The sequence below is a fragment of the Streptomyces sp. NPDC059906 genome (assembly GCF_042730645.1).
Classification (GTDB): Bacteria; Actinomycetota; Actinomycetes; order Streptomycetales; family Streptomycetaceae; genus Streptomyces; species Streptomyces rubrogriseus.
Window position 1 is genome coordinate 17460 of sequence record NZ_JBHWKU010000009.1, and the last position, 19959, is coordinate 37418.

At 72.6% G+C, this 19959-nt stretch carries 22 protein-coding genes; 8 read left to right on the forward strand and 14 right to left on the reverse strand.

Features of this window, described 5'->3' with window-relative positions; genetic code table 11:
- Position 1: 1 nt before the first annotated feature.
- The 6 genes from cbiE to ACFV9J_RS16055 form a co-directional block, all read right to left on the reverse strand.
- Positions 2–1228 carry a precorrin-6y C5,15-methyltransferase (decarboxylating) subunit CbiE gene (cbiE, locus tag ACFV9J_RS16030; protein WP_385354548.1) on the reverse strand — a complete coding sequence of 409 codons (1227 nt, stop codon included), beginning with the start codon at positions 1226–1228 and terminating at the stop codon, positions 2–4.
- A gap of 116 nt (positions 1229–1344) precedes the next feature.
- Positions 1345–1983, reverse strand: a complete 639-nt coding sequence (locus ACFV9J_RS16035) for a GNAT family N-acetyltransferase (protein WP_385354550.1) — start codon at positions 1981–1983, stop codon at positions 1345–1347.
- Positions 1984–2120: 137 nt separating this feature from the next.
- Positions 2121–2948, reverse strand: coding sequence for a MetQ/NlpA family ABC transporter substrate-binding protein (locus tag ACFV9J_RS16040; RefSeq protein ID WP_385354552.1), 828 nt, complete (start codon positions 2946–2948; stop codon positions 2121–2123).
- 84 nt (positions 2949–3032) lie between these two features.
- A complete protein-coding gene (locus tag ACFV9J_RS16045) occupies positions 3033–3770 on the reverse strand; it encodes a methionine ABC transporter permease (RefSeq protein ID WP_385354554.1) in 738 nt (245 codons plus the stop codon).
- Complete coding sequence (locus ACFV9J_RS16050) at positions 3767–4867, reverse strand: methionine ABC transporter ATP-binding protein (protein WP_385354557.1); 1101 nt, start codon at positions 4865–4867, stop codon at positions 3767–3769. Before ACFV9J_RS16050 ends, ACFV9J_RS16045 begins: the two co-directional genes overlap by 4 nt.
- A 424-nt stretch (positions 4868–5291) precedes the next feature.
- Positions 5292–5942, reverse strand: coding sequence for an HAD family hydrolase (locus ACFV9J_RS16055; RefSeq protein ID WP_385354559.1), 651 nt, complete (start codon positions 5940–5942; stop codon positions 5292–5294).
- Between the two features lie 60 nt (positions 5943–6002).
- Between ACFV9J_RS16055 and ACFV9J_RS16060 the strand changes: the two genes are divergently transcribed.
- Positions 6003–6362, forward strand: coding sequence for a hypothetical protein (locus ACFV9J_RS16060; protein WP_385354561.1), 360 nt, complete (start codon positions 6003–6005; stop codon positions 6360–6362).
- Between the two features lies 1 nt (position 6363).
- On the forward strand, positions 6364–6780 hold the full coding sequence (locus ACFV9J_RS16065) for a hypothetical protein (RefSeq protein WP_385354563.1): 417 nt from the start codon (positions 6364–6366) through the stop codon (positions 6778–6780).
- A gap of 77 nt (positions 6781–6857) precedes the next feature.
- On the opposite strand, the gene ACFV9J_RS16070 is transcribed toward ACFV9J_RS16065, so the two are convergent.
- The 3 genes from ACFV9J_RS16070 to ACFV9J_RS16080 form a co-directional block, all read right to left on the reverse strand.
- Complete coding sequence (locus ACFV9J_RS16070; RefSeq protein WP_109033718.1) at positions 6858–7355, reverse strand: GNAT family N-acetyltransferase; 498 nt, start codon at positions 7353–7355, stop codon at positions 6858–6860.
- A gap of 57 nt (positions 7356–7412) precedes the next feature.
- Positions 7413–7913: a sigma-70 family RNA polymerase sigma factor gene (locus ACFV9J_RS16075; protein WP_385354565.1), complete on the reverse strand. Its 501-nt coding sequence runs from the start codon at positions 7911–7913 to the stop codon at positions 7413–7415.
- 74 nt (positions 7914–7987) lie between these two features.
- Positions 7988–9163 (reverse strand): glycerophosphodiester phosphodiesterase, encoded by a 1176-nt coding sequence (locus ACFV9J_RS16080; RefSeq protein WP_385354567.1) that lies wholly within the window; start codon positions 9161–9163, stop codon positions 7988–7990.
- 372 nt (positions 9164–9535) lie between these two features.
- Here ACFV9J_RS16080 and ACFV9J_RS16085 point away from each other — a divergent pair, with 372 nt between their 5' ends.
- A complete protein-coding gene (locus tag ACFV9J_RS16085; RefSeq protein WP_385354569.1) occupies positions 9536–10207 on the forward strand; it encodes a lysophospholipid acyltransferase family protein in 672 nt (223 codons plus the stop codon).
- 76 nt (positions 10208–10283) lie between these two features.
- Here ACFV9J_RS16085 and ACFV9J_RS16090 read toward each other — a convergent pair whose 3' ends face one another.
- The 4 genes from ACFV9J_RS16090 to argH form a co-directional block, all read right to left on the reverse strand.
- On the reverse strand, positions 10284–11816 hold the full coding sequence (locus tag ACFV9J_RS16090) for an MFS transporter (RefSeq protein ID WP_385354571.1): 1533 nt from the start codon (positions 11814–11816) through the stop codon (positions 10284–10286).
- Positions 11813–12364, reverse strand: a complete 552-nt coding sequence (locus ACFV9J_RS16095; RefSeq protein WP_385354573.1) for a TetR/AcrR family transcriptional regulator — start codon at positions 12362–12364, stop codon at positions 11813–11815. The genes ACFV9J_RS16090 and ACFV9J_RS16095 overlap by 4 nt, the downstream gene beginning before the upstream one ends.
- 134 nt (positions 12365–12498) lie before the next feature.
- Entirely contained in the window at positions 12499–13470 is a 972-nt protein-coding gene (locus tag ACFV9J_RS16100) for an aldo/keto reductase (protein ID WP_385354575.1), read from the reverse strand.
- Between the two features lie 142 nt (positions 13471–13612).
- Positions 13613–15040 carry an argininosuccinate lyase gene (gene argH, locus ACFV9J_RS16105; protein WP_385354577.1) on the reverse strand — a complete coding sequence of 476 codons (1428 nt, stop codon included), beginning with the start codon at positions 15038–15040 and terminating at the stop codon, positions 13613–13615.
- 119 nt (positions 15041–15159) lie between these two features.
- On the opposite strand from argH, the gene ACFV9J_RS16110 reads away from it, so the two are divergent.
- The 5 genes from ACFV9J_RS16110 to ACFV9J_RS16130 all read left to right on the forward strand — a co-directional run bounded on the left by ACFV9J_RS16110 (position 15160) and on the right by ACFV9J_RS16130 (position 19211).
- Complete coding sequence (locus ACFV9J_RS16110) at positions 15160–15747, forward strand: pyridoxamine 5'-phosphate oxidase family protein (protein WP_385354579.1); 588 nt, start codon at positions 15160–15162, stop codon at positions 15745–15747.
- A 3-nt stretch (positions 15748–15750) separates the two neighbouring features.
- The gene (locus ACFV9J_RS16115) at positions 15751–16470 is read left to right on the forward strand and encodes a L,D-transpeptidase (protein ID WP_385354581.1); all 720 of its coding nucleotides are present in this window, start codon (positions 15751–15753) and stop codon (positions 16468–16470) included.
- An 88-nt stretch (positions 16471–16558) separates the two neighbouring features.
- Complete coding sequence (locus ACFV9J_RS16120; protein WP_385354583.1) at positions 16559–17941, forward strand: ferric reductase-like transmembrane domain-containing protein; 1383 nt, start codon at positions 16559–16561, stop codon at positions 17939–17941.
- Positions 17942–17968: 27 nt separating this feature from the next.
- The gene (locus tag ACFV9J_RS16125; protein ID WP_385354585.1) at positions 17969–18415 is read left to right on the forward strand and encodes an FMN-binding protein; all 447 of its coding nucleotides are present in this window, start codon (positions 17969–17971) and stop codon (positions 18413–18415) included.
- Between the two features lie 55 nt (positions 18416–18470).
- Positions 18471–19211 (forward strand): FAD:protein FMN transferase, encoded by a 741-nt coding sequence (locus tag ACFV9J_RS16130; protein WP_385354945.1) that lies wholly within the window; start codon positions 18471–18473, stop codon positions 19209–19211.
- 204 nt (positions 19212–19415) lie between these two features.
- Here ACFV9J_RS16130 and ACFV9J_RS16135 read toward each other — a convergent pair whose 3' ends face one another.
- Positions 19416–19955 carry an arginine repressor gene (locus ACFV9J_RS16135; RefSeq protein ID WP_059299601.1) on the reverse strand — a complete coding sequence of 180 codons (540 nt, stop codon included), beginning with the start codon at positions 19953–19955 and terminating at the stop codon, positions 19416–19418.
- Between the last annotated feature and the right edge of the window lie 4 nt (positions 19956–19959).

Genomic DNA, 19959 nt, shown 5'->3' on the forward strand with positions numbered 1-19959 from the left:
CTCAGCGGGGTGCTTCGCGCCGCACGATCTCTCCGCTGAGCAGGAACGCGACGCTCCGCTCCGTCTCCGTCCAGGCCCGGGTGTCGAGTCCCACGGACTGCAGCAGGGCGCACTCGACGCGGTACCCGTGCTCCGTCAGGTCCCTGCCCACGAGTTCGGCCGCGTCGCGGGTCGCGGCGTGCGCGACGATGCGCTGCGGGCGGCGGTCGGCGACCGCGGAGACCACGGCCGCTCCCCCGCCGCCGACCCGGACGACGTCCGGTTCGGGGAGGTCCTCCAGGACATGGGGAGCGTTGCCGTGCACGGTCTGGAGCTGGACGCCGAAGTGCCGTGCGGTGGCCTCGGTGCGGGCGCAGGCGTCCCGGTTGCGGTCGACCGCGATGACGGCGGCGCCGGCGCGGGCGGCCTCGGTGGCGAAGGCGCCGCTGCCGCAGCCGATGTCCCAGACGAGGTCGCCGAGGCGGGGCCCGAGCCGGGCGAGTTGGGCGGTGCGGAGCAGGTCGGCCTCGCCCTCGCCCAGTTCACCGCCGTACGCCGCGGCGGGCAGGGACCAGCCGCGCGGTCCGGTGGCGGGGTCGCGGCCGGTGATCCAGCCGGTGCCGTCGCCCGCGGTGGCCGGGCCGGCGCTGCCGCCGGCCACGATGACGACGTTCGGGTCGCGCCAGGTGTGGTCTGCCGCCTTGTCGGAGGTGACGACGGTGACGCGTTCGCGGGTGGTGCCGAGTTCCTCGCAGATGACGAAGGTGCGGTGGACGCCCTCCATCAGCAGACCGAGTTCGGCCGGTCCGGCGCCCGGTGAGGTGAGGACCGCGACCTTGGTGTGGGCGCGGCAGACGTTCACCGCGCGTCGCAGGGTGCGGGGGTGGGCGACGACCACCTGGGCGTCGTCCCAGGGCATCCCGGCGCGGGCGAAGGCGGCGGCCACGGAGGAGACGGCGGGGACGACCTCCACCTCGAGGCCGAACTCGGGGGCCCGCAGGGTGCGTACGACGCCGAAGAAGCCGGGGTCGCCGTCGGCCAGCACGACCGTCGTGCCGCGGTGCGCGGCGAGGCGGCGGGCGGCGAGGGCGACGCTGCCGAGGCGGATGCGTTCGGCGGCGGGCGGTACCTCGGGCAGTGCCAGGTGGTGGGCGGCACCGGCCACCAGGGTGGCGGCGCCCAGTGCGGAGCGTGCCGCGGCGGTCAGCGGCGAACCGTCCCAGCCGATCACCGTGACCCGGTCGGCCATCGTCGTCAGTCTCCAGGGTTTCGCAGGTCGTGGTCGTGGAACCGTCGCGGGCGCGCCCCGTGGGGGTATCCGGTGCGGCCTGGTCCGGGGTGGTGGCGCGGGTCGCCCCTCGTGTATCAGTTCCAGTCGGTGAAGGTGGTGAAACCGTCGGAGTCGGTCAGCTGTCCGGTGGTGCCCTCGAGGTCCTCCGGCAGCAGGCTCCACACGATGAAGTCGGTGCGTACGTCCGTCCAGACGCCGTCGTCGGTGCGTGCCCGCGCTATGCAGGCGCCGCGCAGCACCCCCTCGCTGATGCAGCCGATCTTCTGGGCGACCTGCTGGGAGGCGGTGTTGTCGGCCGCGGTGCGCAGCTCGACGCGTTCGAACTTCTGGTCGCCGAAGAGCCACTGGGCGGTGGCGAGCGCCGCCTCGGACGCGTACCCCTCACCCCGGGCCCAGGGGGCGACTATGTAGGAGAGTTCGGTGGCGCGTACGTGCCAGTTGGTCTTGGTCAGCTGGACGACGCCGACCAGTCGCTGGGTGAGGAACTCGGTGACGGCGAGGTCGAGCCCCCGGCCCGCGGTGCGCTCGGCGGGGGCGTGGTCGCCGATCCAGGTGGCGGCGTTGTCCTCGGTGAAGGGCTGGGGGACGTGGGTCCAGGCGGCGACCTGCTCGTCGTTCATCATCGCGGCCAGTGCCGGGACGTCGTCCTCGTCGAGGGGGCGCAGCACCAACCGCTCCGTGCTGATGGAGATGTTGGGGAAGGTGCTCGTCATGCGCCGCTCCGTAACCTGTGTAACCGTCAGGGCCTGCTCGAACTGCCCAGCATGCAGCATGAAAGCACTCAACCACACCACCGGGTCCGCCCCGTGTGCACGGAGCGGACCCGGTGGGTGGTGCGAGGTTCGCAGGCTCAGAAGGAGGGCAGGACCGCGCCGGCGTACTTGTCCTCGATGAACTTCTTCACCTCGGGCGAGTTGAGGAGCTTCGCGAGCTTCTTGACGCGCGGGTCGTCCTCGTGGCCCTCCTTAACGGCGAGGAGGTTGCTGTTCGGGTTGCCCTTGGCGCTCTCCAGGACGAGGGCGTCCTGGGCGGGCTTCAGGTCGGCCTCGATGGCGTAGTTGCCGTTGACGACCGCCGCGTCCACGTCGTCGAGGGAGCGCGGGGTCTGGGCCGCCTCCAGCTCCTTGAACTCCAGCTTCTTCGGGTTCTCGGTGATGTCCGAGGGGGTCGCCGCGGTGCCGACGCCGTCCTTGAGGGTGATGATCCCGTTGGATGCGAGCAGCTGCAGCGCGCGGCCCTCGTTGACGGTGTCGTTGGGGACGGCGACGGTCGCACCGCTCTTCAGGTCGTCGGCCTTCTTCACCTTGTGGGAGTAGAGGCCCAGGGGCTCCAGGTGCACGTCGACGACGGACACGATGTGGGTGCCGTTCTTCTTGTTGAACTCGTCGAGGTAGGGCTGGGTCTGGAAGTAGTTGGCCCCCACGGAGCCGTCCTCCGTCGCCGTGTTCGGCGTGACGTAGTCGGTGAACTCCTTGACCTCGAGGTCGAGGCCCGCGTCCTTGGCCAGGTTGTCCTTGACGTAGTCGAGGATCTCGGCGTGCGGGGTGGGACTCGCGGCGACGACCAGCGGTCCCGAGGTGTCGGAGGCGGAGTCCTTGTCGGAGCCGCAGGCGGTCAGCCCGAGGGTGAGGGCTCCGGTGGCGAGGACGGCGGTGGTGAACTTGGCGGTGTTACGCACGAAAAGTGCCTTTCCTGAGGTGGTGCGGCCCCGCCCGGTACGGCGGGGAGTCTGGGGGGCGCTGGGGGGGCGCCGGGGACGCGGTCAGGCGACCTTGCCGACGTCGGCCGCGGCGGGCTCCTTGGCCCTGAGCAGCCGTAGCCTGGGGGCGGCTCCGCCGCGTCCGCCGCGGCGGTGCAGGGTGCGGGCCGCGTAGTCGCCGGCGAACTGGATGAGCGAGATCGCGACGGCGAGGAGCGCGACGGTGATCCACATGAAGTCGGGTTCGAAGCGCTGGTAGCCGTAGCGGACGGCGAGGTCGCCGAGGCCGCCGCCGCCGACGGTGCCGGCCATGGCGGAGTAGCCGATGAGGGCGATGACGGTGGTGGTGGTGCTGGCGATCAGCGACGGGAGCGCCTCGGGGACCAGCACCTTGCGGACGATGGTCCAGGTGTTGCCGCCCATGGACTGGACGGCCTCGACGAGCCCTCCGTCGACCTCGCGCACGGCGGTCTCGACGAGCCGCGCGAAGAACGGGATGCCGCCGATGGCGAGCGGCACGATGGCGGCCTCGCTGCCGATGGTGGTGCCGGTGATCCAGCGGGTGAAGCTCATCAGCGCGACCATGAGGATGATGAACGGCATCGAGCGGCCGATGTTCACGATCTGCCCGATGACCTTGTTGACCACGACGTTCTGCAGCAGGCCGCCGCGGTCGGTGAGGACGAGGAGCACGCCGAGCGGCAGGCCGACGACGACGGCGATCAGGGTGGACCAGCCGACCATGATCAGGGTCTCCCAGGAGGCCTGCTCCAGCAGCGGCTGCATCTGCGACCAGGTCACTTGGCACCTTCCTTCACCAGCGAAGCCGACTGCGCCGGAGCCGCCGGCGTCTCCGGTGTCGCCGGTGTCTCCGGTGTCTCCGGTGTCTCCGGCGTCTCGTTCACCACGTCGATCTGCAGACCCTGTTCGCGCAGGAAGCCGACCGGCACGACGTTGTCCTCGTAGCGGCCGGGCAGTTCGATGCGCATCCGGCCGATCTGGAGGCCGCCGACGGTGTCGATGGCGGCGCCCAGGATCGATATGTCGATGTTGTAGGTGCGCGAGAGCTGGGAGATGACGGGCTGGGTGGCGGCCTCGCCGTGGAAGGTCACGTCGAGGACGGTGCGGTCGTCGCCGGAGGCTTCGCCGCCGACCGGGAAGAGCGCGGCGGCCAGCTCGGAGCCCGGGGTGGCGAGCAGTTCGCCGACCGTGCCGGACTCGACGACGCGGCCCCGGTCCATGAGGGCGGCCGAGTCGCAGATGCTCTTGACGACGTCCATCTCGTGGGTGATGAGCAGGACGGTCAGTCCGAGCTGCCGGTTCAGGTCGCGCAGCAGCTGGAGGATGGAGCGGGTGGTCTCCGGGTCGAGGGCGCTGGTGGCCTCGTCGGAGAGCAGGACCTTGGGGTCGCCGGCCAGGGCGCGGGCGATGCCGACGCGCTGCTTCTGGCCGCCGGAGAGCTGGGCGGGGTAGGCCTTGGCCTTGTCGGCGAGACCGACGAGGTCGAGCAGCTCCAGCGCCTTGCGGGAACGTTCCTTCCCGGACTTGCCGAGGATTTCCAGCGGCAGTTCGACGTTGTCCTGGACGGTCCGCGAGGAGAGCAGGTTGAAGTGCTGGAACACCATGCCGATGCGGCTGCGCGCCTGCCGCAGTTCCCGGCCCGCGCGGGGGCCGCGGCCGGCCAGCGCGGTGAGGTCCGCTCCCGCGACGGTGACCGTGCCGGCGGTGGGGCGCTCCAGGAGGTTGACGCAGCGGATGAGCGAGGACTTGCCGGCGCCGGACTGGCCGATGACGCCGTACACCTCGCCCTCGCGGACGTGCAGGTCGACGCCGTCCAGGGCGGTGACCTCACGGCCGCGTGAACGATAGACCTTGGTGAGGCCCGAGGTGGTGATCACGTGGGTTTCCGTCACTGTCGAGTGCGCGGCGCGGTGGTGTGCGCCGGGCACGGGGCGTTGTTCTTCGGGTTCTCGGGGCCCTTCGGAACGCGGCACGGTTCTCGCGGTGGCGGTGCGCCACGGTGGTGGGACCGGGGAGAAACGTGTGCGCGGGCGTGGCTCGGCCGCGTGCGCGTCGGGCGCGGGCGGGCACGAGGGGGCGCTCGCTTCGGGGCGCGAGACTCAGGTGGTGCGGGGGCCCTCTAGAAGGCGCACATTCGGCGGCACATACAACGAGCACCGGGCGTCGTGGTCGCCTCGGTCGCAGGGGTGCGGTCGCTCGTGGTGCTCATGCGGATCAGTAAAGCAGACGTATGCCCCTGGCCGGAGACCGCTGTCCGGATACTGGACAGCGGTGGACGGCAGGCGGTCGCGCCGGCCCGGATCAGCCCCGCACGTCGATCTCGATTCCGCCCTCGGTGACCAGTGCCGACAACGCCGAGAGGTCGGTGACGACGAGGTCGGCGTCGAGTTCGTCGGCCCGGTGGGTTGTGGCCAACGCCACGGTCCGCATCCCGGCGGCCCGGCCGGCCTGGAGCCCGGCGGGGGCGTCCTCGAAGACGACGCAGTCGGCGGGATCGACGCCCAGGGCGCGGGCGCCGAGCAGGTAGGGCTCGGGGTCGGGCTTGCCGCGGGTGATGTCGTCGGCGGCGATCAGAGTCTTGGGCAGGATGCCGACGGCGTCGAGGCGGGCCTCGGCGAGGCGGCGGGTGGCGGAGGTGACGACGGCCCAGCGGTCGGCCGGGAGCGCGTCGAGGAAGTCCCGGGTGCCGGGCAGCAGGTGCACGCCCCCGCCCGGCACGTCCTCGACCTCCAGCTGTTCGATCCGCGCGACGGCCTCGGCGACCCTCGCGGTGGGCAGGAGGTCGGCGGCTATCTCGGCGGCCGGCCGCCCGTGCAGTTCCACCTGCCCGAACTGCTCGGCGGTGATCCCGTACTCGACGGCCCAGCGCGTCCAGCAGCGGCGCACGGATTCCAGGGAGGAGACGAGGGTGCCGTCGTTGTCGAACAGGAGGGCTTGTGCGTGGAGCTTCATGCCCCCGACCCTACGGGGCCGGGGACCGCGGCCCTTTTCGGCCGTAATAGGCTCGCTGCCATGCTTGACGTCCTGACGCTGGTGACCGGCGTCGCCGCACTGCTGCTGGCCGCCTGGTGCGGCTGGGCCGCCTACCGTGACCAGCCGACGAAGGACTGGCACTTCATCGGCATGGCCGCGGTCTCGGCGCTGGCGCTGATTCAGCTGGTGGTCGGCGTCGTGCAGCTGGCGCGGGGCGAGGACCCGGAGCAGGGCACGACGATCTTCGTGGCGTATCTGCTGGGTGCCTTCGCGTGTGTGCCGGCGGCGGGGTTCATGTCGCTGGCCGAGCGCACCCGCTGGGGCTCGGTGACGGTCGCGGCCGGCGGTGTCGTCCTCGCCGTCCTCGAGGTGCGGCTGTTCGACATCTGGGGAGGCTGACGTGGTGGCCACGGAGGAGAAGCGGGCCGGGCAGCGGCTGATCGGCGGGCCCGGCATCCTGCTGGTGTGGCTGTACGGCGTGATGGTCGTCGGCGCGGTGTCGCGGTCCGCGTACCAGATCGCGACCGAGTTCGACCGGGCCCCGCTCGCCTACGCGCTGTCGGCCCTCGCGGGCGTCGTCTACGGCTTCATCACGTACACCCTGGTGCGCGGCGGCGAGACGGCCCGCAAGGCCGCGCAGGTGTGCTGCGCCGCCGAGTTGGTGGGCGTGCTGACCGTCGGCACCTGGACACTGGTGGAGCCGTCCGCCTTCACCGACGCGACCGTGTGGTCGGACTACGGGATGGGGTACCTCTTCATTCCCGTGCTGCTGCCGCTGTCGGCCCTGTACTGGCTGCGCCGGGCCCGCGCCGCGTAGCGGTCGCCGGCCCGGCGGTTGCGGGGCGGTCGCCCTCGGGACGCCCGCCTCGGGACGCCCGCCTCGGGCCATGGCCCTCAGGCCGTGGTCGCGTACGTGCCGGCCGGCTTCTCCAGGACGATCATGGGTACGCCGTCGGCGCCCTCGGCGGTCCCGACCGTCTCGTAGCCGACCCGGCGGTACAGCCGCAGGTTGCTCTCGCTGCGGTGCCCGGTGTGCAGCCGGAACCGCTTGGCGCCGCGCTCCCCGCCCAGGCTGGACTCGGCGGCCCGCAGCAGCCGGGCCCCGATGCCGTGCCCCTGGAGGCGGGGATGGACGCAGAGCTTGCCGATGGACGCCGCCCCGTCCTCGGTCACCCGCCCCCGCACCGAGCCGACGACCTCGTCGCCGAGCCGCGCCACGAAGACGCAGTCGGCGGCGACCTCCTGGCGCACGGAGTCCAGGGTCTGGACGAGCGGGTCGATGCGGTAGTTGGCGTACAGCGCCGCCTCGCTCTGGAAGCAGAGGTACTGCAGCCGGAAGATCTGCTCGGCATCCTGTTCGGTCGCCGCCGAGATGGTCACGCTCATGCCCATGTGCGCATGCCTCCCGCTCACCTGATCACCTGTGGTCCCCCACTCCTATCCCCGTCCTCACCCGGCCGCAACCTCCGGCGTCAGCAATCGGCGCAGACATCCCAGACATCGGGAGCGTTCCGGACCAAGACTGCCCTGTGAGATACCCAACTCCCCCGCGATTTCCCGGTATGTGAGGTCCCTGGGTGACAACAGGGCCTCCAGCAACCGGGGGCAGCGCCCCGGCAGCCGGCGCACGGCCTCGCGCAGGGCGCGGTGCCGGGCCGCGGCGAGCGCGAGCCGCTCCGGCTCGTACGCGTACGCGGCGACACCGGCGGGTTCGGTCCCGTACGGCCGCTCGTGACGGGCCCTGCGGCGGGTACGGCGGGCCTCGGTGCGCACGGCGCTGCGCAGCCAGCGGTGCGGGTCGGGGGGCGGGCCGTCGGCCGCCAGGCGTTCCAGCAGGCGCAGCCAGACGGCCTGTTCCAGGTCGCCGGGCTCGGCTCCGGACGCATATGCCTCGGCCGATGCCTCGGCGGTGAGCAGGGGGCGCAGGGAGGTGACCAGGTCGTGCGTCATATGCACGTCGACGCGGCCGTCCGGGCGACGGGTTGCCCGGACGGCCGAAGGTCACCCCAACCGGGGGCGGTCGCTCAGCCGTTGACGAAGTCCTCGCGGGCCAGCACACCCGTGTCCGGGTTGTCGGTGAAGACGCCGTCGATACCGGTGGCGAAATACGTCCGGAAGGCGCCGAAGACGTCGCCGTAGGCGTCGGGGTCGCCGCCCTTGCGGAACTCCGCGGGCAGGAAGGGGTTCTCGTTGCGCATGGTGTAGGGGTGCAGGATCAGGCCCGCGCGGTGCGCGTCGCGGACGAGCGTCGTCGGTTCGGTGAGGCGGCCGGCGGAGTCCTTCGGGATGATCAGGTCCAGCGTCGGGCCGATGCCCTGTGCGTAGGAGGCGATCTCCTTCAGGCCCCTGGGGGTGACGAGGTCGGCGGTGGTGCGCGGGTCGCCGGTCTCGACGAAGTCCCAGGGGCGGCTGTTCGCGCCGGACAGCAGGACGGCGAGGGGATTGCGGACGAGCCTGTTCATCCGCTGGATGCTGGTGGGCTCGAAGGACTGGATGATGACGGGCGAGTTCCTGCGGTCCTTGCCGTACTTGCGCAGCAGCCGTGCCAGGCGCTCCTCCGTGCCGAGGCCCAGCTTGCGGAAGTAGGTGGGGTGCTTGAGTTCGGGGTAGATCCAGACCTGCTTGCCGCGCCTGCGGGTCTGCTCGTTCTGCCAGCGCAGCACCTCCTCGAAGGTGGGGATCTCCCAGCGGCCGTCGTAGAGGGTGTTGTGCGGGCGGTTGGCCGGGATGCGTTCGGTGGCGCGGAGGGTCTTGAGTTCGGCGAGCGTGAAGTCCTCGGTGAACCAGCCGGTGGTGGAGACCCCGTCGAGCAGTTTGGTGCGCTTGCGGTCGGCGAACTCCGGGTGGTCGGCGACGTCCGTGGTGCCGCCGATCTCCGGTTCGTGCCGGCAGACGAGGTGGCCGTCCTTCGTGGGCACCAGGTCGCCGGCCTCGACGATGTCGGCGCCGAGGTCGAGGGCCAGTTCGTAGGAGCCGAAGGTGTGCTCGGGGCGGTAGCCGCTGGCGCCGCGGTGGCCGATGACGGTCGGGACGGGCAGGCTCCGGACCCCGCCGCCGTGTCCGCCGCCGTGCCGGGTGCCCGCGGCGCTCGCCGTGCCGGGCCCGCCCAGTACGGCGCCGCCCGCGCCGAGCACCGCCGCGCCGAGGAGCGCCCGCCGTCCGGTGCCGCCCGCCCGCTCGTCCGACTCCTGCGTTCCCATGGGGCCCTCCTGCCGTCGACCGTCCCGTGCGGGCCGATCGTAGGTGCGCGTACATGACGAGCGGGAGACCGCGGCCGGAACACGCGGGTGCGGGGGGATGTCGTGTGGGGCGGCGGCTGACGGGGCGTCGGCTTGGCGGCGGCACGTCGGGGTAGGCGAAGGTCGTGGGCCCGGTGGCGCCGCCCGGGCGGCGCGCCTCACGCGGACCGGGTGCCGTGTGTGCTTCGATCCGGGCCGTGTCCGGTGAACACGCGTCAGTACGCGTCAATACCGCGTCGGCCCGGGTGACCCGGGGTGCGTGATCCCCCGGCCCGCGAGTAATGTCCTCACCTGCACAGACTCATACCGCATCCCCGACACCGGAGGGCCACGTTGTCCCGCTTCGTGTTCATCAAGGCAGTGCTCGGTCCGATCATGCGCCTGATGTTCCGCACACGGGTGGAGGGTGTGGAGAACATCCCGGGCGACGGTCCGGTGATCCTGGCCGGCAACCACCTCACCTTCATCGATTCGGTGATCATGCCCCTGACCTGCGACCGGCAGGTCTTCTTCATCGGCAAGGACGAGTACGTCACCGGCAAGGGCCTCAAGGGCCGGCTGATGGCGTGGTTCTTCACCGGGGTCGGCATGGTCCCCGTCGACCGGGACGGCGGCCGGGGCGGGGTGGCGGCCCTGATGACCGGCCGCCGCATCCTGGAGGAGGGCCACGTCTTCGGCATCTACCCGGAGGGCACCCGCTCCCCCGACGGCCGCCTCTACCGCGGCCGCACCGGTATCGCCCGGCTCACCCTGATGACGGGCGCCCCGGTCGTCCCGTTCGCCGTCATCGGCACCGACAAGCTCCAGCCGGGCGGCGCCGGTCTGCCGCGGCCGGGCCGGGTCACGGTCCGCTTCGGCGAGCCGATGGAGTTCTCCCGCTACGAGGGCATGGACCGCGACCGCTATGTGCTGCGGGCGGTGACCGACTCCGTGATGACGGAGGTCATGCGGCTGTCCGGCCAGGAGTACGTGGACATGTACGCGAGCAAGGCGAAGGCGGCGTAGCGCCGCCGCCCCGCGTACGCGATACGGCGGACCGCTCGGTGAGCGGTCCGCCGTATCGCGTTTGCGCGCCCCGGAGCTACGGGTGTTCCACCCCGTCCTCCAGGCGCTGGCCCCGCAGCAGGTACCAGGACGCCGCGGCGGCGGCCAGGAGTACGGCGGCGCCGACGCCCGCCGCGAGGGTCAGGCCGTCGACGAAGGCCTGCCGGGCGGAGTCGAGGAGCGCCTGCCCGGCCGGGCCGGGGAGGTGGGCGGCCGCCTCCACCGCGCCGCCCAGTGACTCGTGGGCGGCGTCCGGGGTGCCCGCGGGCCCGGTGAAGTCGCGGTAGACGCCGGTCACGATGGAGCCGAGCACCGCGATACCGAGCGCGGCGCCGAGTTCGTACGCCGTCTCGGAGACCGCGGAGGCGGCGCCCGCCTGTTCCCCGGGGACGCTGGAGAGGATCACGTCGGCGGTGACGGTGAACGCGAAGCCCGCGCCGAGGCCGACGACCAGCAGGGCCGCGCCGAGCAGCGGGTAGCCGGTGTGCTGGCCGATGACGGTCAGCGCGGCGAGGGCGATTCCGACGGCGGCGAGCCCGCCGGAGACCACGGCACGGACCGAGAAGCGCCGGGCCGCGCGCCCGGCGATCAGACCGGCCGCCACCGCGCCGACCGCGGCGGGCAGTTCGGCCAGGCCCGCCTCGAAGGGCCGCCTGCCCTGGACGAGTTGCAGGTACTGGGAGAGGAAGAACACCAGTCCCGACAGTCCCAGGATGGTCAGCAGGTCGGCCAGGACCGCGCCGCTGAAGCCGCGGTTGCGGAACAGCCGCATGTCGAGCAGCGGGACCGGCATGGTCAGCTGGCGGCGGACGAAGCCGTAGAGCGCGGCGGCGCCCAGCAGGCCCGCGGCGAGGGTGGCCCAGGCGAACCCGTGGGCGGCGGTCTCCTTGACGGCGTACACGACACCGACCATCCCGACCAGGGACAGGGCGACGCTGGCCAGGTCCCAGGGGCCCGGGTTCGGGTTGCGGGACTCGGGCAGCAGTTTCACGCCGACGACGACCAGGACGGCCATCACGGGCAGGTTGATCAGGAAGACGGAGCCCCACCAGAAGTGCTCCAGCAGGAACCCGCCGACGACCGGACCGACCGCCGCACCGGCGGAGGCGGCCGCGCCCCAGATGCCGACGGCGAGGCTGCGTTCGCGCGGGTCGTGGAAGAGGTTGCGGATCAGGGCGAGGGTGGCGGGCATCAGGGTGGCGCCCGCGACGCCGAGCAGGGCCCGGGCGAAGATCATGACCTCGGGCGTGTGCGCGTAGGCGTTGAGGACGGATATCGCGCCGAACGCGGTGGCGCCGATGAGCAGGATGCGCTTGCGCCCGATGCGGTCGCCGAGGCTGCCCATGGAGACGAGCAGGCCGGCGATGACGAAGGAGTAGACGTCGCCGATCCAGAGCAGCTGGGTGCCGGAGGGGGCGAGGTCCTCGCTGATGTAGGGGGTCGCGAGACCGAGTACGGTCGCGTCGACGGCCACCAGCAGCACGGCCAGCACCAGGACGGACAGCGCCAGCCAGCGGCCGGGGCGCTTCACCGCCTCGCTCGGGTGGGCCGGCTGCAGGGTGCGGTTCATGGTTCCTCTCTCCGGAGTGCGCCGCCGAGCAGCAGCTCGACGATCATGTGGGTGAAGTCGTTGCGGGCCACGCGGCCCTCGGCCACCGCCCAGGCGCCGGAGCCCAGCAGCCCGTACAGGGCCTCGGTGAGCCAGGCGGGCGTGAGGTCGATCCGGAACTCGCCGCTCTCCTGGCCACGGCGGAACAGGTCGGTGAGCCGGGCGTCGATGCGGGCCCAGCCCTCGTTCTGCTCCTCGCCCTCGAACAGCTGGTTCTCGGTGTAGAGGAAGGCGAGCAGACCGGCGGCGGGTTCGATCTCGCGGACCAGCCGGCGCACCGCGTCGGCCGCCGGGCCCGCGTCGGTGCGGGCCGCCGCCAGGGCGGCCTCGCACTCGGCGATGCCCAGCGACTCCAGCGCGCGGACGAGGGCGTCGCGCCCGGCGAAGTGCCGGTGCAGCGTGGCCCGGCTGAGGCCGGCGGCCCTGGCGACCTCGTCCATGGTCGCGGTGGACTTCCGGGTCAGCAGGGCCGCGGCGCTGCGCAGTACCTGTTCACGATCGACGGCCATGAGACAACGATAACCCACATGAGACATTCGTGTCTCACTCTGGGCGTGCGTGACTCACCTCACGGGGCGGTCACGGTTCCTGCGGGTCGGTGGTCTGTCTGCGGTCTGTCAGTGGCCTGTTAGTGGTCTCAGTCTCAGTGCCAGGGCAGCTGCCCGCGGCGCTCCCAGTAGGCGTGCGGGTCCTCGGCGAGTGCGCCGAGGCGCGCCACCTGGTCGTCGTCGAGGTCGACCACGGCGGCGTGCAGGTTCGAGCCGAGCTGGTTGACCGTCGCCGCGCCGGACAGGACGACCCCGGCCCAGGGCTGCCGCAGGACCAGGGCGAGGGCGACCGCGTCGCAGCCCAGCGCCGTCTCCTCCGCGACGGCCTTCAGGACGCCGGGGGCGTGCGGCTCCGCGAGGCGGCCGTTGGCCATGCCCTCCTTGACGAGCACGGTGAGCCCGGCCTCGTGCGCCTCGGCCAGCGCGGGTCCGGCGGAGGTCTCCAGCGCGTTGTACGTCGACTGGACGGTACGGAAGAGGGGCTCGCCGTCGACGGTCACGGCGAGCGCGGCGCGGATGGCGTCGGCCTGGGCGGGGCCGCTGGTGGAGAAGCCGACGGTGCTGCCCTGCGCGGCGGCCTCGGCCAGCCTGGAGTGCAGTTCCTTGTCGGTGAGGGCCGGGCTGTCCGGGGTGAGCGAGTGGATCTGGTACAGGTCGAGCCGGTCGCCGAGCAGGGCGTCGGTCTCGGCGCGCTGGCGGTCGTAGGTGGCGACGCCGTGGTCCTTGACCTCGTGCCGCTCGGCCTCGGTGGACCAGTCGGCCGTGTAGGTGTAGCCCCACTTGCTGCCGACCACCACGTCGTCGGCGTCGGGACGGTCCCGGAGCCAGCCGGCCAGGAACTCCTCCGAACGGCCGTAGGAGCGGGCCGCGTCGAAGTAGCGGACGCCCTGCGCGTAGGCGGCGTCCAGAAGGTCGTGGGTGCGTTCGCGCAACGCCTCGACGGTCCGGTCGGCCGGCAGGTCCCGGTCGCGGCCGAGATTGATGTAGCCGGGGCGGCCGACGGCGGCGAGTCCCAGCCCGAGGTGGCAGGTGGGGGTGGTCGCCGCGGCCAGGCGGGCGAAGGGCATCGCGGACTCCGTTCGGTCGACTGCTGAAGCTGTTGAGCTGCTGAGCTGTTGACCAACGTAACCGCGATGCCCCTCGGACACACCGGCTGCTGCCGCCTGCCGCCGCTTGCCGCCTGCCGCCGCTTGCCGCTGCGGCCTGCCGCTACTTCTTGGCGTCCGCCCAGGCGTGCTGGGCCGCCACGTCCGCCTTGACCTCGGCGAGCTGGACGGCGACCGCGCTGGGCGCCGTACCGCCGCGGCCGTCGCGGGAGGCGAGGGCGCCGGGGACGTTGAGGACGGTGCGCACCTCGGGGGTGAGGTGCTCGGAGATCTTGGCGAACTGCTCGTCGGTCAGCTCGTCCAGCTCCTTGCCGTCGGCCTCGGCGACCTTGACGCACTCGCCGGCCACCTCGTGCGCGACGCGGAACGGCACACCCTGCTTGACCAGCCACTCGGCGATGTCGGTGGCGAGCGAGAACCCGGCCGGGGCCAGCTCCTCCATCCGCTCGCGGTGCACGGTGAGGGTGGCCATCATGCCGGTGAAGGCGGGCAGCAGGACCTCCAGCTGGTCGATGGAGTCGAAGACCGGCTCCTTGTCCTCCTGGAGGTCGCGGTTGTACGCGAGCGGGAGGGCCTTGAGGGTGGCCATCAGGCCGGTCAGGTTGCCGATGAGGCGGCCGGACTTGCCGCGGGCCAGCTCGGCGATGTCGGGGTTCTTCTTCTGCGGCATGATCGAGGAGCCGGTGGAGAAGGCGTCGTGGAGGGTGACGAAGGAGAACTCCTTCGTGTTCCAGATGATGATCTCCTCGGCGATCCGGGAGACGTTGACGCCGATCATCGCGGTGATGAAGGCGAACTCGGCGACGAAGTCGCGCGAGGCCGTCCCGTCGATGGAGTTCCCGGCGCTGCCGTGCTCGAAGCCCAGGTCGCGGGCGACGGCCTCCGGGTCGAGGCCGAGGCTGCTGCCCGCGAGCGCGCCCGAGCCGTACGGGGAGACGGCCGTGCGCTCGTCCCACTGGCGCAGCCGCTCCGCGTCCCGGCCCAGCGCCTGGGCGTGGGCGAGCACGTGATGGGCGAAGAGCACCGGCTGGGCGTGCTGGAGGTGGGTGCGGCCGGGCATGGCCACGGCCGGGTGGGCCTCGGCGAGGCCGATCAGCGCGTCCTGGAGGTCGGCGATCAGCGAGCCCACGGTCCGGGCGTGGTCCCGCAGGTACATCCGGAAGAGGGTCGCCACCTGGTCGTTGCGGGACCGGCCGGCGCGCAGCTTGCCGCCGAGGTCGGGACCGAGCCGCTCCAGCAGCCCGCGCTCCAGGGCCGTGTGGACGTCCTCGTCGGCGATGGTGCCGGTGAAGGAGCCGTCGGCGACGTCCGCCTCCAGCCGGTCCAGTCCGGCGATCATCCGGGCCAGCTCGTCCTCGGTGAGCAGCCCCGCCGCGTGCAGCACGCGCGCGTGGGCGCGCGAACCGGCGATGTCGTACGGCGCGAGCCGCCAGTCGAAGTGGACGGACGCGGACAGCTTCGCCAGGGCCTCGGCGGGTCCGTCGGCGAAACGGCCGCCCCAGAGCCGGACGTCACCGCTGTTGCTGCTCACTGGGTCGCTCCTCAACCGTACGATCACTGTCATGCATGAGTATGCAGAACTCTGCATGTTTCGTCAATCTTGCAGGTTGGTGCCGCCCGTCGCGTCCCGTGCCCCCATAATCGTTAGACATGGGAAAGACTTATGAGCGCATAGACGGCAGACTCAGGACCTTCATCGAGGCGCAGCCGCTCTTCTTCACCGCCACCGCTCCCCTGGCCGGCGACGGCACGGTCAACCTGTCCCCCAAGGGCCTCACGGGCTGCTTCGCGGTGCTCGACGAACTGACCGTGGCCTACCTCGACTTCGCGGGTTCCAACGCGGAGACCATCGCCCACCTGCGGGAGAACGGGCGGATCACCCTGATGTGGTGCGCCTTCCAGGGCCCGCCGAACATCGTGCGGGTGCACGGCCGGGGCGAGCCGGTCTTCCGCGACGACCCCCGCTTCCCGGAGCTGCTCACGCACTTCCCGGACATCGACCCCACCGTGCACGGACTGCGCGCCGTGATCGTCGTGAGCGCCCAGCTCATCCGGGACACCTGCGGGTACGCCGTCCCCTTCATGGCGTACGAGAGCGACCGGGACCTGCACGGCAAGCGGTTCGCGCGGGAGGACGACGCCTCGCTCGACGCGTACTTCACCAAGAAGGAGCACATCGCCTCCAGCATCGACGGCCTCCCCGGGCTGCCGTTGCCGCTGCCTCCTTCTACCGTCTGAACCATGCGCCCCGGTGTCGTCGCCGTCCTCGTGTCCGCCGCCTCCCTCCTCCTGCTCGGCGCCGCCCCCGCCGACGGGCCCGCTCCCGCGCCGCTGCCGGCCCGGATGGCGGACACCGGCGGCGGCAGTCAGCTGATCACCGCCGTCGCACCGGGCACCGGCTCGACCACGGGCACCGTCACCTGGTGGGACCGCAGGGGCGGGGGCGACGGACACTGGGTCGCGGCCGGTTCCGCGCCCGCCCGCTTCGGGTCCGGCGGACTCACCGACGGGGCGAGGCGCGTCCAGGGCACGAACACCACCCCGACCGGGCTGTACGACCTGCCGTACGCCTTCGGCATCGAGGCGGCACCGCGCGGCACGGCGTACCGGTACCGCCCGGTCCACGAGGACTCCTGGTGGTGCCAGGACAACGCCTCCCGCTCCTACAACCGCTGGACCGAGCCGCGCCCCGCCGACTGCCGCGCCACCGAGGCCGAGCACCTGATCACCTACTCGGCGCAGTACGCGCACGCCCTGGTCGTCGGCTTCAACTACGACCGCCCGGTGCGCGGCCGCGGCGCGGGCATCTTCCTGCACGTCGACGGGCGCGGGGCGACGGCCGGATGCGTGTCGGTGCCGAAGGAGGCGATGCGCCGGATCCTGCGCTGGGCCGAGCCGGCGGAGCGGCCGCACATCGCCATCGGCACCTCGGGCGGGGCGACGGCGGTCACCCGGTACTGAACGCGGCCGGCATGGCCACTGCGGGCTGAACGCTCGCCCGGCACGGCGCGTATCTGTGGGCCAAGGGTCAAGTCCCCACGGAGGAACCGTGACCACCACGCTCGCCGGCGGCCGTGCCGCCCGCCGTCAGACGATGCGGCGCATCCGTCCGCGCCGCTCCCCCGCCGTCCCCCTGCTGCTCGCCGTGTGGGCGGGCGCGGCGGGCGTGTTGTGGCTGTGGTGGCGCAACACGCCCGCCATTTCCGACGACACCGGCAAGATCCTCGGCGCCGGCCGGATCACCGGTCTGCTCGCCGGATACCTGATGGCGCTCGTGGTCCTCCAGATGGCCCGGGTACCGGCGCTGGAGCGGCGCGTCGGGTCCGACCGGGTCGCCCGCTGGCACGCCATGACCGGCCGCTACACCCTCTGCCTGGTCCTGGCCCACGTCTTCCTGATCATGTGGGGCTACGCGGCGCAGGCCGGCAAGGGCCTCGGCGACGTCGTCGCGCAGACGGCCGACTCCGTGAACCGGCTGCCCGACATGGGCAAGGCCGCCATCGGCACCGGCCTGCTGGTCGTCATCGGGCTCCTGTCCGTCGGCCCCGTGCGCCGCCGGATCCCGTACGAGGCCTGGTACCACGTGCACCTGCTCACCTACGCGGCGGTGTTCCTGACCTTCTGGCACCAGCTGACCACCGGCAACGACTTCGCCGTCGAGCCGGTCGCCCGGACCGTCTGGTACGTGCTGTACGGCTCGGTGACCGCGCTGGTGCTCTGGTACCGGGTGCTGACGCCCCTCCGGCTCAACCTGCGGCACCGGATGCGGGTGGAGGCGGTGATCGAGGAGACGCCCGGGATCGTGTCGGTGCTCATCGGCGGGCGCCGGCTGCACCGGATGGGCGCGGAGGCCGGGCAGTTCTTCCGCTGGCGGTTCCTGGCGCCCGGCATGCGGTTCAGCTCGCACCCGTACTCGCTGTCGGCGGCGCCGCGCCCGGACCTGCTGCGGATCACCGTGAAGGCGATCGGCGACCACAGCGCGCGGCTCCGTGAGCTGGCCCCGGGCACCCGGGTGTGGGCGGAGGGCCCGTACGGCGCCCTGACCGCGCAGCGCCGCAGCCGCGGCAAGGTGCTGCTGGTGGCGGGCGGGGTGGGGATCACGCCGATGCGGGCGCTGTTCGAGACGCTGCCCGGCGCGTCCGGCGACATCACGCTGCTCTACCGGGCCAACAGCACCCAGGACCTGGCGCTCTGGGACGAGCTGGCCGGGATCGCCGACGAGCGCGGCGCCCGGCTGATGTACGCGGTCAACAGCCCGGACGGGGAGCGCCCGGACATCTCGGCCGAGACCCTGGCCCGGAAGATCCCGGACGTCGAGCGCCACGACGTCTTCCTGTGCGGGCCGCCCGGCTTCGCCCAGTCGGTGTACGAGGCACTGCGCGGCGCGGGGGTCCCCGCTCGCCGTATCCACCACGAGTCGTTCGAGATGTGAGCGACGGACATCGGGAGTCCAGGACAGATGAGGAAAAGCCACCCCGTTCGGCGCGCCGTGATCGCCGGGGCCGCCACCGTGTCCGGGATCGTGCTGCTGCTGTCGCTGAAACCGGCGTCCGGCCCTGGCGCCGACTCGGCGGCGGGCGGCGCGGCACCGCCCGTGGCCGCGCAGTCGCCCCAGGGCGGCCGGGGCGCCGGAGCCGGCACGCTCACGGGTGACGCCGCGCAGACCCAGTACGGCCCCGTGCAGGTACGGGTCACGGTGAGCGAGGGCAGGATCACCGAGGCCCGGGCCGTGCAGGCGCCCAAGGGCGGGCAGAGCGACCGGGTCACCGCCGACGCCGTGCCCAAGCTCAACCAGGCCGCCGTCACCGCGGGCACCGCCGACATCGACGCCGTGTCCGGCGCCACCTACACCAGCGCGGGGTACAAACAGTCCCTCCAGTCGGCGCTGGACCGGGCCGGTGGCTGACACCGTGACCGAGTCCGCCGAGGCTCCCGCCGCGGTGCGTCACGCGGAGGAGGCGATGGGGACCGTCTTCTCCTTCGACGTCCGCGGCGGGGAACCCGCGGCCGTACGGGCGGCACTGGACGAAGCGGTCGCCGGGCTGCACCGGGCCGACGAGGTGTTCAGTACGTACCGGGACGGCAGCCAGATCTCCCGGCTGGCGCGCGGGGAACTGACCGTCGCCGCGTGCGCGCCGGAGGTCGCCGAGGTGCTGGAGCTGGCGGCCGAGGCGGAGCGGGTGAGCGACGGCTGGTTCAGCACGCGCTACCGGGGCCGGCTCGACCCGACCGGGATCGTCAAGGGCTGGGCCGTGGAGCGCGCCGCACGGGGGATCGCGGCGGCGTGCGGTGCGAGCGGGGTCAGCGTCAACGGGGGCGGGGACGTGCAGTTGCTCGGGACGCCGGGGACGCAGCGGCCCTGGCGGGTCGGTGTGTCCGACCCGCTGCGGCCGGGCGGGCTCGCGGCGGTCGTCTCGGCGGCGGGGGTGGCGGAGCTGGCCGTGGCGACGTCCGGCTCCGCCGAGCGGGGTGCGCATGTCGTCGACCCGCGCACCGGGCGCTCGGCGGTGACCGACCTGCTGTCCGTGACAGTGGTGGCGGCCCGGCTGACGTGGGCGGACTGCTGGGCGACGGCGGCGTTCGCGATGGGGTCGCGAGAGGGGTTGCGGTGGCTGGAGTCGCTGCCCGGCGTCGAGGGGCTGCTGATCACGGCCGGGGACGAGGTGCGCTGCACGGGAGGGCTGGCGGCCCGCTTGGGCTGAGGTACCGGCATTGCACCCGCCCGCGTTCGCGGGGTGCCGCTCTCTGTGGGACGGGAGCCGCCCCAGCGGCACGACTGCCCGCAGCTGCGGGGGGGGCGGGAGCCCTTGTGGCCGGCCTAGCTGCAACCCCCTAGGGGCGCGGGGAACTGCGCGACCAGCCACCGACAACTCGCGGTCGACGGACACGGGAAGCCGCTGCGGCGCTCAGCCCCCGTTCTGGGCCAACCGCAGCAAGTGGTCCGCCAGGGCCTGCCCGCCCGTCGGCTCCCTGCTGATCAGCATCAGCGTGTCGTCCCCCGCGATGGTCCCCAGGATGTCGTGCAGCTCCGCCTGGTCGATCGCCGAGGCGAGGAACTGCGCCGCCCCCGGAGGGGTCCGCAGGACCACGAGGTTCGCCGACGCCTCCGCGGAGATCAGCAGCTCCGCGGAGAGCCGCCGCATCCGCTCCTCCTTCGCCGACTCCCCGAGCGGCGCCCGCGGGGTGCGGAAGCCGCCCTCGCTGGGCACCGCGTAGATGAGGTCGCCGTCGGTGTTGCGGATCTTGACCGCGTTCAGCTCGTCCAGGTCCCGGGAGAGCGTCGCCTGGGTGACCGTGAGCCCGTCGTCGGCGAGCAGCTTCGCCAGCTGGCTCTGCGAGCGCACCGCCTGCCGGTTGAGGATGTCCACGATCCGGCGGTGGCGTGCGGTGCGGGTCTGCGGCAGGGCGGGCCCTGCCGTCTGCTCGTGCTCCTGCGCGTGGCTCATCGTC

What these genes read in the sequence shown, in the direction of transcription:
- cbiE (WP_385354548.1), bottom strand. Translation starts at nt 1,228, where the DNA reads ATGGCCGACCGGGTCACGGTGATCGGCTGGGACGGTTCGCCGCTGACC.
- ACFV9J_RS16035 (WP_385354550.1), bottom strand. Translation starts at nt 1,983, where the DNA reads ATGACGAGCACCTTCCCCAACATCTCCATCAGCACGGAGCGGTTGGTG.
- ACFV9J_RS16055 (WP_385354559.1), bottom strand. Translation starts at nt 5,942, where the DNA reads ATGAAGCTCCACGCACAAGCCCTCCTGTTCGACAACGACGGCACCCTC.
- ACFV9J_RS16060 (WP_385354561.1), top strand. Translation starts at nt 6,003, where the DNA reads ATGCTTGACGTCCTGACGCTGGTGACCGGCGTCGCCGCACTGCTGCTG.
- ACFV9J_RS16070 (WP_109033718.1), bottom strand. Translation starts at nt 7,355, where the DNA reads ATGGGCATGAGCGTGACCATCTCGGCGGCGACCGAACAGGATGCCGAG.
- ACFV9J_RS16075 (WP_385354565.1), bottom strand. Translation starts at nt 7,913, where the DNA reads ATGACGCACGACCTGGTCACCTCCCTGCGCCCCCTGCTCACCGCCGAG.
- ACFV9J_RS16080 (WP_385354567.1), bottom strand. Translation starts at nt 9,163, where the DNA reads ATGGGAACGCAGGAGTCGGACGAGCGGGCGGGCGGCACCGGACGGCGG.
- ACFV9J_RS16090 (WP_385354571.1), bottom strand. Translation starts at nt 11,816, where the DNA reads ATGAACCGCACCCTGCAGCCGGCCCACCCGAGCGAGGCGGTGAAGCGC.
- ACFV9J_RS16095 (WP_385354573.1), bottom strand. Translation starts at nt 12,364, where the DNA reads ATGGCCGTCGATCGTGAACAGGTACTGCGCAGCGCCGCGGCCCTGCTG.
- ACFV9J_RS16100 (WP_385354575.1), bottom strand. Translation starts at nt 13,470, where the DNA reads ATGCCCTTCGCCCGCCTGGCCGCGGCGACCACCCCCACCTGCCACCTC.
- ACFV9J_RS16110 (WP_385354579.1), top strand. Translation starts at nt 15,160, where the DNA reads ATGGGAAAGACTTATGAGCGCATAGACGGCAGACTCAGGACCTTCATC.
- ACFV9J_RS16115 (WP_385354581.1), top strand. Translation starts at nt 15,751, where the DNA reads ATGCGCCCCGGTGTCGTCGCCGTCCTCGTGTCCGCCGCCTCCCTCCTC.
- ACFV9J_RS16125 (WP_385354585.1), top strand. Translation starts at nt 17,969, where the DNA reads ATGAGGAAAAGCCACCCCGTTCGGCGCGCCGTGATCGCCGGGGCCGCC.
- ACFV9J_RS16130 (WP_385354945.1), top strand. Translation starts at nt 18,471, where the DNA reads ATGGGGACCGTCTTCTCCTTCGACGTCCGCGGCGGGGAACCCGCGGCC.
- ACFV9J_RS16135 (WP_059299601.1), bottom strand. Translation starts at nt 19,955, where the DNA reads ATGAGCCACGCGCAGGAGCACGAGCAGACGGCAGGGCCCGCCCTGCCG.